Annotated in this window: 12 protein-coding genes; 4 read left to right on the forward strand and 8 right to left on the reverse strand. The window is 67.0% G+C overall.

Annotated elements, in window-relative coordinates; genetic code table 11:
• Positions 1-31: 31 nt before the first annotated feature.
• From B5X78_RS05645 to B5X78_RS05655, 3 genes are read right to left on the reverse strand one after another with little or no spacing between them, the layout of a single operon-like run.
• Complete coding sequence (locus B5X78_RS05645) at positions 32-454, reverse strand: VOC family protein (RefSeq protein ID WP_079723462.1); 423 nt, start codon at positions 452-454, stop codon at positions 32-34.
• Between the two features lie 21 nt (positions 455-475).
• Complete coding sequence (locus tag B5X78_RS05650) at positions 476-883, reverse strand: DoxX family protein (RefSeq protein WP_079723463.1); 408 nt, start codon at positions 881-883, stop codon at positions 476-478.
• Positions 884-921: 38 nt separating this feature from the next.
• Positions 922-1,752, reverse strand: coding sequence for an SDR family oxidoreductase (locus B5X78_RS05655; protein WP_079723464.1), 831 nt, complete (start codon positions 1,750-1,752; stop codon positions 922-924).
• Between the two features lie 212 nt (positions 1,753-1,964).
• On the opposite strand from B5X78_RS05655, the gene B5X78_RS05660 reads away from it, so the two are divergent.
• On the forward strand, positions 1,965-3,986 hold the full coding sequence (locus tag B5X78_RS05660) for a bifunctional DedA family/phosphatase PAP2 family protein (protein ID WP_079723465.1): 2,022 nt from the start codon (positions 1,965-1,967) through the stop codon (positions 3,984-3,986).
• A gap of 6 nt (positions 3,987-3,992) precedes the next feature.
• Here B5X78_RS05660 and B5X78_RS05665 read toward each other — a convergent pair whose 3' ends face one another.
• The 4 genes from B5X78_RS05665 to B5X78_RS05680 all read right to left on the reverse strand — a co-directional run bounded on the left by B5X78_RS05665 (position 3,993) and on the right by B5X78_RS05680 (position 8,657).
• Entirely contained in the window at positions 3,993-4,574 is a 582-nt protein-coding gene (locus B5X78_RS05665) for an LON peptidase substrate-binding domain-containing protein (protein WP_079723466.1), read from the reverse strand.
• Between the two features lie 6 nt (positions 4,575-4,580).
• Positions 4,581-5,936 (reverse strand): UDP-N-acetylmuramate:L-alanyl-gamma-D-glutamyl-meso-diaminopimelate ligase, encoded by a 1,356-nt coding sequence (mpl, locus tag B5X78_RS05670; protein ID WP_268234349.1) that lies wholly within the window; start codon positions 5,934-5,936, stop codon positions 4,581-4,583.
• Between the two features lie 108 nt (positions 5,937-6,044).
• Positions 6,045-7,754: a cellulase family glycosylhydrolase gene (locus B5X78_RS05675; RefSeq protein WP_079723467.1), complete on the reverse strand. Its 1,710-nt coding sequence runs from the start codon at positions 7,752-7,754 to the stop codon at positions 6,045-6,047.
• A gap of 324 nt (positions 7,755-8,078) precedes the next feature.
• The gene (locus B5X78_RS05680) at positions 8,079-8,657 is read right to left on the reverse strand and encodes an adenylate kinase (protein ID WP_079723468.1); all 579 of its coding nucleotides are present in this window, start codon (positions 8,655-8,657) and stop codon (positions 8,079-8,081) included.
• A gap of 122 nt (positions 8,658-8,779) precedes the next feature.
• On the opposite strand from B5X78_RS05680, the gene B5X78_RS05685 reads away from it, so the two are divergent.
• The 3 genes from B5X78_RS05685 to B5X78_RS18375 all read left to right on the forward strand — a co-directional run bounded on the left by B5X78_RS05685 (position 8,780) and on the right by B5X78_RS18375 (position 11,541).
• Positions 8,780-10,036, forward strand: a complete 1,257-nt coding sequence (locus B5X78_RS05685) for a 6-phosphofructokinase (RefSeq protein WP_079723469.1) — start codon at positions 8,780-8,782, stop codon at positions 10,034-10,036.
• 191 nt (positions 10,037-10,227) lie between these two features.
• Complete coding sequence (locus tag B5X78_RS05690; RefSeq protein ID WP_188444686.1) at positions 10,228-10,911, forward strand: hypothetical protein; 684 nt, start codon at positions 10,228-10,230, stop codon at positions 10,909-10,911.
• Between the two features lie 6 nt (positions 10,912-10,917).
• Positions 10,918-11,541 carry a DUF2846 domain-containing protein gene (locus tag B5X78_RS18375; protein ID WP_139381415.1) on the forward strand — a complete coding sequence of 208 codons (624 nt, stop codon included), beginning with the start codon at positions 10,918-10,920 and terminating at the stop codon, positions 11,539-11,541.
• A gap of 63 nt (positions 11,542-11,604) precedes the next feature.
• Here the strand turns inward: B5X78_RS18375 and B5X78_RS05700 are convergent, their stop codons facing one another.
• On the reverse strand, positions 11,605-12,123 hold the full coding sequence (locus B5X78_RS05700) for a hypothetical protein (protein WP_079724440.1): 519 nt from the start codon (positions 12,121-12,123) through the stop codon (positions 11,605-11,607).
• Positions 12,124-12,253 lie beyond the last annotated feature (130 nt).

Consider the following 12,253-nt stretch of genomic DNA (forward strand, 5'->3'; position numbering starts at 1 on the left):
GGTTCAGCCGCCGGCGACCGGCGGCAGGGTCTTACCATTCGCCGCTGTTGGCCATCGACATCCAGGGTTCCTGCGCCGGCAGGGCGGCGCCCTTCTGCAGCAGTTCGATCGAGATCCGATCCGGGGTCCGCACGAAGGCCATGCGGCCATCGCGCGGCGGCCGGTTGATGGTCACGCCCATGCCTTGCAGATGCGCGCACAAGCCGTAGATGTCGTCCACTTCAAAGGCCAGGTGGCCGAAATTGCGCGCACTGCCGTAGTCCTCGTCCGAACCCCAGTTGTGGGTCAGCTCCACTTCGGCTTCCGGATTGGCCGGCGCGGCGAAGTAGACCAGGGTGAACTTGCCGGCTTCGCTGTCCATGCGCCGGGTCTGCACCAGGCCCAGGCCAGCGGTGAGGAAGTAGGAGGTGGCGTCCAGATCGTGGACGCGGATCATGGCGTGCAGGTACTTCATCGGCGGATCTCGTGATTTGATTCAGGAAAAAATTCGGGCGCGTTGCGGCCGGTGCGCCCAGGCCAGGCCGAGCAGGCAGGCCAGGATCAGCACGCTGTATTCAACGCCATTGCGGCCCAGGCCCACCACGAACCAACCTTCCTGTGCGTGCACCAGCCAGATGCCGCAGGCGTAGATCACGCAGAACAGCAGCGCAATCGGCGTCACCCAGCGGCCCCAGGCCAGCAGCGGCGTGGCGAGGATTTCGTACAACGTGATCGCCCAGGCGATCACCAGGCCCAACGGAAAGCCCTGCGCAGCGAGGAACTCACCGAACGGCGCCACGCCACCGGCCTGCCAGCGCGCGACCCCATGGATGAACAACAGCACGGCCAGTACGCAGCGGATGAAGATCAGACCTTGCGAGACAGAGGTTGGCGGATGCGTCATGGCCACTCCAGGTGCGGGGCGCGCGAGGCGCGCCGGGATCAGTCGTTCCAGGGCTCCAGGAACAGGTCCGGCAGCAAGGGCTGGCCCGGCTCGACGGCGTAGGGTTCGAAATCGGTGACGCCGGCTTCGCGCAGCACGCGTTCGTCAATCAGGAACTGGCCGCTGAAGCCCTTCGCCGGCCGCACCAGAATCGCCTGCGCGGCGTCGGCCACGATCTCCGGCTTGCGGCAACGCGGGATGTCCACGCCCGGGATCATGTTCAGGGCGTCGGTGGCGATGATCGTGCGCGGCCACAAGGCGTTAACCGCGATGCCCTGCCCGGCCAGTTCACCGGCCAGGCCCAGGGTCACCAGACTCATGCCCATCTTGGCCAGGGTGTAGCCGGTATGCGGCGCCCACCAGCGCGGATCCAGCGACGGCGGCGGCGCCAGGGTCAGGATGTGCGGGTTGGCGGCCTGCTGCAGATACGGCAGGCAGGCCTGCGCACACAGGAAGCTGCCGCGCGCGTTGACCTGCTGCATCAAGTCGAAGCGCTTCATCGGCGTGTCGGCCAGGCCGGCCAGCCAGATCGCACTGGCGTTGTTGACCAGGATGTCGATGCCGCCAAAGGCGTCGACGGTGGCGGCAACGGCGGCGCGCACCTGATCTTCCTCGCGGATGTCGCACTTCAGCGCCAGTGCCTGGCCACCGGCCTCGGTCACCGCCTGCGCGGCGCTGTGGATGGTGCCGGGCAACTTGGGATTGGCGACCGCGGACTTGGCGGCGATTGCCACGTTGGCGCCGTCGCGCGCGGCGCGCAGGGCGATGGCCAGGCCAATGCCGCGCGATGCGCCGGTGATGAAGAGGGTCTTGCCTTGCAGTGTCGCCATGGCGCGCCGGGTTCCGCAGCGGAGTAAGAACACAAGGATAGCGCGTGCCGTCGCAGGCCATGGTGCTGGCGGACCGGACCGGAGTGGTTCTGGCGCATGCCACGTTTACCGGCAACGCGGTTCCGGCGTCATCGCCGTGACATTTTTCGATGCCGATGTCCACACCCATCCGACAGGCTGCCAGTCACAACCTCGCCCCTATAATCCGGGCGATGGATTCCTGGTTCGATACCCTGCTTGCATGGATCAGCGCGCATCCGGTCGCCGCGGGCGCGGCGATCTTCGCCATTGCGTTCTGCGATGCGGTCATCGTGCTGGGCGCGATTGTGCCGGCGCTGCCGCTGTTGTTCGCAGTAGGCGTGTTGATTGGGCTGGGCGAGATCGACGGCCCCTACGCCTTAATCAGCGCCGCGCTGGGCGCGCTGGCCGGTGACGGCGTCAGCTTCTGGGTGGGTCATCGCTGGGGGCCGCAGCTGCGCGCGCACTGGCCCTTCAGCCGCTATCCGCAACTTCTGGATCGCGGTGAGGTGCTGTTCCGCCGCAATGCCATCAAGAGCATCCTGATTGCGCGCTACGTGGGGCCCATCCGGCCGTTCGTGCCGGCGGTGGCCGGCATGTTGCGCATGCCGATGAAACGCTATCTGCCGGCCACGTCGCTGGCCGCTGTGTCGTGGGCGGCGTTGTTCCTGCTGCCGGGCTGGGTGTTCGGGCAGGCTTACGATGCCGTCGCCGCCGTGGCCGGACGACTGGGCCTGGTGGTAGGCCTGCTGATCATCGTGATGGCGCTGGCCTGGGCGCTGGTGCTGTACAGCTATCGCTGGTTTGCCGCGCATGCCGACGCGTTGCTCGCGCGCGCGCTGGCGTGGTCGCATGCGCACCCGGTGCTGGGCCGGTATTCGGCGGCGGTGTTCGATCCCAGGCGGCGCGAGTCGGTGCCGCTGGCCTTGCTGGCGATTCTGTTGCTGGCTATCGTCTGGGTGTTCTTCGCCTTCCTGATCCTGGTCATCGGTCACGGCGAACCGCTGGGCCTGGACCTGGCGGTGTACGAGCTGATGCTGGCCCTGCGCAATCCGCTGGCCGATTACCCGCTGGCCGCGATTGCCTCGCTGGGTGATGAGCAGGTGCTGGCGCCGGCCTGCACGCTGGTCCTGCTGTACCTGTGCTGGCGCCGACGCTGGATGGCAGCGGCGCACTGGCTGGCGGCGCTGGCCTTCGGCCTGGCGTTGACGGCCTGGCTGGGCGCATCGGTGGACATTCCCAAGCCACCGGCGGTGAGCAGTGGCTTCGGCTTCCCGTCAATCGCGGTGACCATGGCGACCATCAGCTTCGGCTTCTTCGCCGTGCTGATTGCGCGCGAATTGCCGGGCCGGCAACGGGTCTGGCCCTACCTGGTGTCCGGCTGCGTGGTGGCGCTGATCGGCTTTGCCCGCATCTATCTGGGCGCGCACTGGTTGAGCGATGTCATCGGCGGCATGTTGTTCGGCATCGTCTGGTTGCTGGTGCTGGGCATCGCCTATCGGCGGCGCATGCTGCGCTCGTTCTGGATCACCCCGATCAGCTGGTTGTTCTATGGCGCGTTTGTCGCCGCCGCGCTGTGGCACGCACCGCGCAATGTCGACAAGATGCTGGCCCAGTTCGAAGCGCCGGTGCCGGTCAAGGTGATGGCGATGGACAGCTGGTGGCGGGACGGCTGGCAGCAGTTGCCGGCGCGGCGCAACGAGTTCGACGATGAGCAGCGCTGGCCGCTGGATGTGCAGATCGCAGGCCCGCTGGCGCCCTTGCAGGCACGCCTGGAAGCCGCTGGCTGGCGGGTGCAGCCGCAAGCCGGCTGGAAGGACGCGTTGAACCTGCTGGACAACGATCTGCCGCCTACCCGGCAACCGGTACTGCCGGCTACGCTGGATACCCGCGCCGAGCGGCTGGTGATGGTGCGCGATGGCGTGCAGCCGGGGATGCGCTTCGTGCTGCGGCTGTGGCCGGCCAATGCGCTGCTGCAACCGGGTGACACGCCGCTGTGGATCGGCAGTGCGCAGGTGCTCAAGCATCACCAGGCTGTCGGCTTGATCGGCATGTGGCGTCCCTTGCGCGAAGCCGACGCCGCGCTGCTGGCGGTCACCGCCGCCACCCAACCACTGGCGCACCGGATCGACGCGCATCCGCAGTCGCACTTGCCGGTACTGCGCATCCGCACCGATGAACTGGCCGTCACCGCACCCGGCCATCACCCGCGCTGAAACCGGTCAGGCGATCGCCGCCAGCAGTTGTTCCAGGCGCTGGTGCGGGTCATCTTCCTGCAGCAGCGCCACCCGTTGCTGCGGTGACAGCGGCAGCAGCTCGGCCAGGCGCCAGCCCACCCACGCTGCCTGATCCATCTGCGCGGGCGTGACCTGGGTGAGATCGGCGCCGGCCTGTTCGAGCAGGCTCTGCAGCAAGGTGGCGAGCAAGCCATGTTCGGCGCGCAGCTCGTCGTCCGGATCCGGCTCGCACCACTGCACCTGGCCGATCACCAGGCCGTTGTCGCGCACCCGCGTCTGCACCACGTGGAAGCGCCGCTCGCCGCGCACGCGCAAGGCCAGCAGGCCATCACGGCCGGTGTTGAAGTCCTCGATGCGCGCTTCGGTGCCATACGCCACGGGCGTGGCCGGCTGCCCGGCTTCGTTGCCTTCCAGGATCAGGCAGACGCCAAAGCCCTGTCCGCTGCGACCGCAGTCGCGCACCAGATCCAGGTAGCGGCGCTCGAATACCCGCAGGTCCAACCCGGCGCCGGGCAGCAGCACGGCATGCAGGGGGAACAGGGGGAGTGTTTCGGTCGTGCCGGACATGGGGATTCACTTCAACGTGGCGAAGTAGCGGCGGGGCGCGCCGTCGAAGCCGCCGTTGGACATGAAGACGACGTGGTCGCCCGCGCGCACCAACTCTTGCAAGGCGGCGATCAGGCCATCGGCGTCGGCCACCGCGCGCGCCTCGCCGCGGATAGCCGCGATCACCTTGGCCGCATCCCACGGCAGCTCCGGCCGCGACAGGAACACCACCGCATCGGCCAGATCCAGCGAAGGCGCCAGCGCATCGGCATGCGCGCCCAGGCGCATCGAATTGCTGCGCGGCTCCATCGCCACCACGATGCGTGCGTCGCCGACCTTGGCGCGCAGGCCGGCCAGCGTGGTCTGGATGGCGGTGGGGTGATGGGCGAAGTCGTCGTAGACGGTGACGTCACCGGCCTGGCCGATGACTTCCAAGCGGCGCTTCACGCTGCGGAACTGCGCCAGCGCCGGCATCACGCTGGCCGGATCCACGCCCACCGCATGCACGGCAGCCAACGCGGCCAGGCCATTGAGAACATTGTGATCGCCGAGCAGCGGCCACTGCACCTGGCCGATTTCCTGGCCACCGTGCAGCACCGCGAACACGCTGCCATCGGCCTGGATCAGCCGCGCGCTCCATTCGAACGTGGCATCGAAGCCAAACCGCTCCATCGGCGTCCAGCAGCCCATCGCCAGCACCTCGGCCAAGTTGGCGTCGTGGCCATTGACGATCAAGCGGCCGCTGCCCGGCACGGTGCGCACCAGGTGGTGGAACTGGCGCTGGATCGCGGCCACGTCCGGAAAGATGTCGGCGTGGTCGTATTCCAGGTTGTTGAGGATCGCCACCGTGGGCCGGTAGTGGACGAACTTGCTGCGCTTGTCGAAGAACGCGGTGTCGTATTCGTCGGCTTCGACCACGAATTCCGCGCCGCCGCCCACCCGCGCCGATACACCGAAGTCTTCCGCCACGCCGCCAATCAGGAAGCCCGGCGCGCGACCGGCCGCTTCCAGCAGGTAGGTCAGGATGGTCGTGGTGGTGGTCTTGCCATGGGTGCCGGCCACGGCCAGCGTGGTGCGTCCGGGCAACACGTTCTCGGCCAGCCACTGCGCGCCCGAGGTGTAGGCGCGGCCGGCATCCAGCACGGCTTCCACCGCGGGATTGCCACGCGAGAGCGCATTGCCCACCACCACTTCGTCGCAATCCCCGCCGATGTTGCCGGGCAGATAGCCCTGCGCCAGCGCGATGCCCAACTGCTCGAGCTGGGTCGACATCGGCGGGTAGATGGCCTGGTCGCTGCCTTCGACGGTATGGCCCAGTTCGCGCGCCAGCGCTGCGACGCCGCCCATGAAGGTGCCGGCGATACCGAGGATGTGGATTTTCAAGTGCGTGGTCCGGATGCTGCGGTGAAGGGGGAATGGTAAGGCCAAGCGCCGGACAATGCGGCCTGCACCGCGGAAACCGCGGCGTCGGGCGGCGCTTTGGCAGTCATGTCAGCGCCGCAGCTGCAGGGTCAGCAGATCGAAGGCGCCGGCCTGCGCGACGACCCGCAGCGTATTGCGACCCGGCAGCAGCTCGAAGCTTGCGGAGACTTCGCCAATGGCCTGCGCCGGCAGCGCCTCGCCATTGACCTGCAACGACGCGCGCCCTTCGCCGCGCGTGGCCAGGTGCAGGCGATAACGCCCGCCACGCTCCACCTCGATGGTGTACTGCAGCCATTCGCCCGGCCGCAGATCCGCCACCTGCAGCGAACCATCGGCGGCACGCGCCAGGTCCACGCCATCATTGCGGTAGGCCATGGCCGGATTCCACACCACGCGTTCGCCGCCGTCGCTGATGTGATGGTTGGCGGGGGTGTCATCGCGGTAGGCCACGCCGTTGCGGCCCATGTCGAAATCGATCGCCGCGATGCGGCCGCCGCGAGCCGCAATCACATGGCGCTTGAACGGCACCGACTGATCCGAATGCGGCGCGCGGAACAGTGCGTCGATGACGTCGGGATGCTGCACGTTGTTGGCGTAGTTGACGTCATGCGAGGCGAACTGCATCAACGCCTTCTCCGCCTCGGCGGCTGACGGCTTCGCGCCTTCGCCACGCCAGTACGCCAGCAGCTTGTCGTAGCCGGGGTTGGGAATGATCTGCAGCGGATTGTTGTAGCGGATTTTCTTCAACGGCCACCAGGCCCAGCCCATGCCGTTGCCTTCGGCCAGGGCCACGGTGCGGCTGAACCAGTCGTTGGAATTTTCGCCGGTCTCGCCGAGCCAGATTGGCACGTTGTGTTTGTCGCGCAGCGCCAGCCAGTCGGCGATGCTTTCGCGCGTGGTGACTGACCAGTATTTGTGGAAGCTCAACACCAGGTTGTCATCCCACAGGCCGGCGTCGAGCACGCCCTGGTAATTGTTGCCCCAGCAATTGCCTTCGATGATCACGATGTGGCGCGGGTCCACTTCGCGGATGGCCTGGGTGGTGCGCACCAGCAGTTCGCGCAGGGGCGCGTTGCCGGTTTCCTTGCAGCCGTTGGTATCGGCGCGATCGGCAAAGCCCCAATTCGGCTCGTTGATGATGTCGTAGGCGGCGATGTACGGCTCGTCCTTGTAGCGCTCGGCCAGCTTGCGCCACAGCGCCACCATCTTGTCCTGATGGCGGCGGTCTTCCCACAGAGATGGCTTGGACGGATCGCGATCGGCGATGTTGATGTCATTGCCCTGCCCGCCCGGCCCCGCATGCAGATCCAGGATCACGTACAGATCATTGGCCTTGGCCCAGCGCAGCAGATCGTCGGTGCGGCGGAAGCCTTCTTCGCGCCAGGTCTGTTCGCCTGCCACGGGTTCCTGATCCACCGGCAGCGTGTAGAGAGCGTAATGCATCGGCAGGCGGATGGAGTTGAAACCCCAGCGCGCCATCGCGTCGATGTCGGCCTTGGTGGTGTGGTTGTCCAGCCAGGCCTGGTGCCAGGCCTGCGCCTTGTCCTCGCCAATGAGCTCGGCAATACGCGCCAGGATCACCTGCTGCGTGCCCAGCTGCGGCACTTCCAGCATGTAGCCCTCCTGCAGCATCCAGCCGCCCAGGCCCATGCCGCGCAGGATCACCGGCTGGCCCTGGGCATCGACGATCTGTTTGTCCTTGGCGCGCAGAAAGTCCTTGGCGTGCAGCGGAAAGGCAAGACAGCACAGCGTGGCGAGCAGGCAGGCGAATCGTTTCATTGCGATCCTCGTGACGCGCGGCGTGCGCGGCTTGCCGGGATTGTGCTTGAAGGGAACGGGGAAGAGCGTGTCGCACGTTCGCTGTCCGCTCCCTCTCCCGCCTGCGGGGGAGGGCTGGGGTGGGGGCGCTTTTGGCGCGGATCGATCCGGACTTCGCTCCGCCCCCATCCCAACCTTCCCCCGCAAGCGGGAGAAGGGGCAAGAGCAGTCAGCTCTGACTTGGGCAATCACGAAGACAAAAAAAGCCCCTCGCAAGGAGGGGCTTTCGTATGGTTGAGGCAGAACGACGTTCGGCATTGCATCAATCCATGCAACGCAATCGCCTCAACCCACTTCCTTCGCCGGCGACAGCGCTTCAATCAGGCGGCTGAACACCTCGTCCAGCGAACCTACGCCGTCGACCACGGTGAGCTGGCCATGCTGGCGGTAGTAGTCGATGACCGGCGCGGTCTGGCTGGTGTACTTGTCCAGGCGGTTGCGCACCACTTCCGGGGAGTCGTCGTCGCGGCCTTCGGCCTTGGCGCGCCCGGCGATGCGCTCGACCAGCAGTTCGCTGGGCACTTCCAGCTGCACCGCGTAGTCCATCGGCTGGCCGATCTTCTTGAGCAGGTTGCCCAGCGCATCGGCCTGGGCCTGGTTGCGCGGGTAGCCATCCAGGATGAAGCCATTGGCCGTATCCGGACGGGCGAAGCGGTCTTCCAGCATGCCCAGCAGGATCTCGTCGCTGACGAAATCGCCACGGGCCATGATTTCCTTGGCCTGCAGGCCCAGCGGCGAGGCGGCGGCGACTTCGGCGCGCAGCAGGTCACCGGTGGAAATGTGCGGCACCTGCAGATATTCCTTCAAGCGCGCTGCCTGAGTGCCCTTGCCCGACCCGGGTGGGCCCAGTAGAACCAATCGCATTGTGTAACTCCCAAACCAGAATTCGGCGGGCGGTGCCGGGCAGCAACGTTTCGCGCGCCTCGCTGCACCGCGTCATACGTGGGAAGCTTACCGCATCCTCGCAACCTCGGACGAATCCCCCCATGGCCCAGGGCACCCTACTTTATGCGCAGTCCGGCGGCGTCACCGCCGTCATCAACGCCACCGCCTCGGCGGTAATAACCGAGGCCCGCGCCCGCAAAATCAAGGTGTTGGCGGCACGCAACGGCATTCTTGGCGCGTTGCGCGAAGAGCTGATCGACACCAGCAAGGAGTCCGCCGCGGCCATCCGCGCGCTGGCGCACACGCCCGGCGGCGCTTTCGGCTCCTGCCGGGTCAAGCTGAAATCACTGGAGGCCGACCGCGCCCGCTACGAGCGGCTGCTGGCGGTGCTCAAGGCGCATGACGTGCGCTGGTTCCTCTACAACGGCGGCAACGACTCGGCCGACACTGCCCTCAAGGTCTCGCAGCTGGCGCAGGCCTTCGGCTATCCGCTGACCTGCATCGGCGTGCCCAAGACCGTGGACAACGATCTGGCGGTGACCGATACCTGTCCCGGCTTCGGCTCGGCGGCCAAGTACACGGCGGTATCGGTGCGCGAGGCGGCGCTGGACGTGGCCGCCATGGCCGAAACCTCGACCAAAGTGTTCGTTTACGAAGCCATGGGTCGGCACGCCGGGTGGCTGGCCGCGGCGGCCGGCCTGGCCGGCGCATCGCCGGATGACGCCCCGCAGATCATCCTGTTTCCCGAGCGCGCCTACGACGAAGCGGCGTTCCTGGCCCAGGTCAAGAAGGTGGTCGACAAGGTCGGCTGGTGCGTGGTGGTGGCCAGCGAAGGCATCCAGCATGCCGATGGCCGTTTCGTCGCCGACGCCGGCGGCGGCAAGGATTCCTTCGGTCACACGCAATTGGGCGGCGTGGCCTCGTACCTGGCCGGCCGGGTCAAGGATCAGCTGGGCCTGAAAGTGCACTGGACCCTGCCCGACTATCTGCAGCGTTCGGCGCGGCATATCGCCTCGAAGACCGACTGGGAGCAGGCGCAGGCCGTAGGCAAGGCGGCGGTGCAGCTGGCCTTGAAGGGCCAGAATGCGGTGATGCCGGTGATCGTGCGCAACTCGGACGTGCCCTATCGCTGGAAGATCGAAGCCGCACCGCTGACCAAGGTGGCCAACCACGAAAAGAAGATGCCCGCCAACTTCCTGCGCAAGGACGGCTACGGCATTACTGCTGCGGCCCGCGCCTACCTGGAGCCGCTGATTCGTGGCGAAGCGTATCCGCCGTTCGGTCGCGACGGCCTGCCCAAGTACGTGACGCTGAAGAACGTGGCGGTAGCGGCCAAATTGCCGAAATGGGAAGAGTGATTCCTCACCGCAAGGTCGACATGATCTGACAGCGGATAACGTAGGAGGGGCTTCAGCCCCGAAGTCTGACGGATTCCGGGCTTCGGGGCTGAAGACCCTCCAGCACCCCTTCCGTCCGGCGATTTCTGCGTTGCATAATCGGCGCTCGCGGTCGGCACTCGCTTCGACCCATTGGGGAAAACCTCGACAGGATGTCCACTCGACTGATTCGGTCGCTGGCGTGGCTGTGTGCGCTCGCCACTTTGCCAGCCCTGGCACAACAGGTTCCCACTCCCGTATCGAACGTAACCACGATGACGCCGGCTTCGTCCGGCGACGCCGCGGTGACCGTCGCGGCCACTCCGCTGCCGGCACCCGCGCCGCCCGCGTGTTGCCAGTTGCCTGACGGCACGCTCATCGAGTTGGAGACGCTGGAGCCGATCACCTCGGCACGCGCCCGCCGGGGCGATCACTTCCGCCTGCGATCCACCGCGGCGATCACCGTGGGTGATGTCGTCGTGTTGCCCGCGGGCATCGAAGGCGTCGGCGAAGTCATCCACGCCGACAAGGCGCGCAGCGGCGGCAAGGCCGGCGAGCTGCTGCTGGCCGCGCGCTTCCTGCAACTGGACGGACGCACGCTGCCGTTGCGCGGCATGCAGCTGGGCCGCAGCGGCAAGGATCAATCGAACACGTCGGCCGCCGTGAGCGCGGCCGTGGGCGTGTTCGGTCTGTTGGTGCAGGGCGGCGAAATCGTGATCCCCGCCGGCACCCTGGCCCACGCCAAGCTCAAGGGCGCGCTCGACCTCGCGCCGCTCTCCGCGCCCGCCGCAACGCCGGCCGCCGATCCCACCGCATCCCCCGACAACGCAGTCTCCACTCAACCGCAAAAGGAGTAGTACCGCATGCGTTCCAAGATCCAAATCAGTCTGCTGTGCCTGGCCCTGGCCTGCCCGACGTTGGCGTTCGCGCAGGAAGCCGCCGCACCTGCCGCCCCTGCCGAGCCCGCGACGATCGCGGCGCCGGAAGCCACTGCAGCGACGGCGGACGCCACGGCCGCTGCGGCTGCTACGCCGGCCACCGAAGCGGCGGCGGCTGCGGAAGCCGCACCGGCGGCGGACGCTGCAGCGGCCACCGAGGCCGCGCCGGCGATTGCAGCCGCGCCGGCCGCCAAGGGCGCATTGACGGCGCCGCCGGAAGGCAAGGGCCAGATCGTGTTCTTCCGCGAGAAGAAATTCACCGGCAGCATGATTTCGTTCAAGGTCCGCGAAGGCAAAACCGAACTGGGCAAGCTGAGCAACGGCACCTACTTCGTGCTGCCTGTCGATCCGGGCGCACACCAGTACGTGGTCCATTCGGAAGCCAAGGACGTGCTGAACCTGGAAGTGGAAGCCGGCGAAACCTACTACGTCGCCAGCGGCATCACGATGGGCTTCATGGCCGGCCATCCCAACCTGACACCGTCGGATGAAAAGGCATTCCAGGCCTTGGCGAACAAGCTGGGCCGCACGCAGCCGCTGTCGAACTGAGCCGGCCTGATGGAAACACGCCCCTTCCCGCAACGGGAGGGGCGTGGCAACGCAGGCAGCCGCTTACTGGCAGGCCTTGCCTTCGAGTTTGAACTCCGCCGCATACAGCGGAATCTTGGCCTGCGCGACCTTGCCCGCGGCAATGTCCTTCTGCGCGTCTTCCAGATAGATGCGCGCCTGGCCCTGGCCATCGATATCCGGCGTGTTCACCGCGACCGGATGCCGCCATATGCGCAGCACCGCGATCTGGCTGGGGCAGGCCTTGCTGGGAATGCGCACCAGATCATTGAGCTTCCAGCCCTGTGCGGCATCGGGCTTGACCTTGGCCGCATCCAGCAGGCGCGCACGCGGCTGGCATTGCGCGCTGATCCGCACCACCTTGAAGGAATACGGCTGCGCGGCATCGCCGGTGAATGTGCCTTCAAAACGTGCGCAGGCTTCCGGAATCTGGCGCAGCGTGTGGGCCACACCGGTCGCCTGTGGCGGCGCGACCGGACGATCGATTTCGGGCTTGGGGTCGGCGGCGAGCGCGGGGGCGGTCGCCATCAGCAGCAGGCACAGGCTCAAGAGGTTCGGGCGCATGCAGGGGCCTTGGTTGTACGAGGCCCACAGGCTTGCATGCGGCGCCTGAATGCTGCGTCGCGGTTGGCGGGTGGCAGTGGCCTCGGTCATACTCGGGGCGCTCCAGGGATTGTCTGAACTCGTCGGTATC

The sequence above is a fragment of the Pseudoxanthomonas indica genome, from assembly GCF_900167565.1.
In the GTDB taxonomy this organism is placed as follows: Bacteria; Pseudomonadota; Gammaproteobacteria; order Xanthomonadales; family Xanthomonadaceae; genus Pseudoxanthomonas_A; species Pseudoxanthomonas_A indica.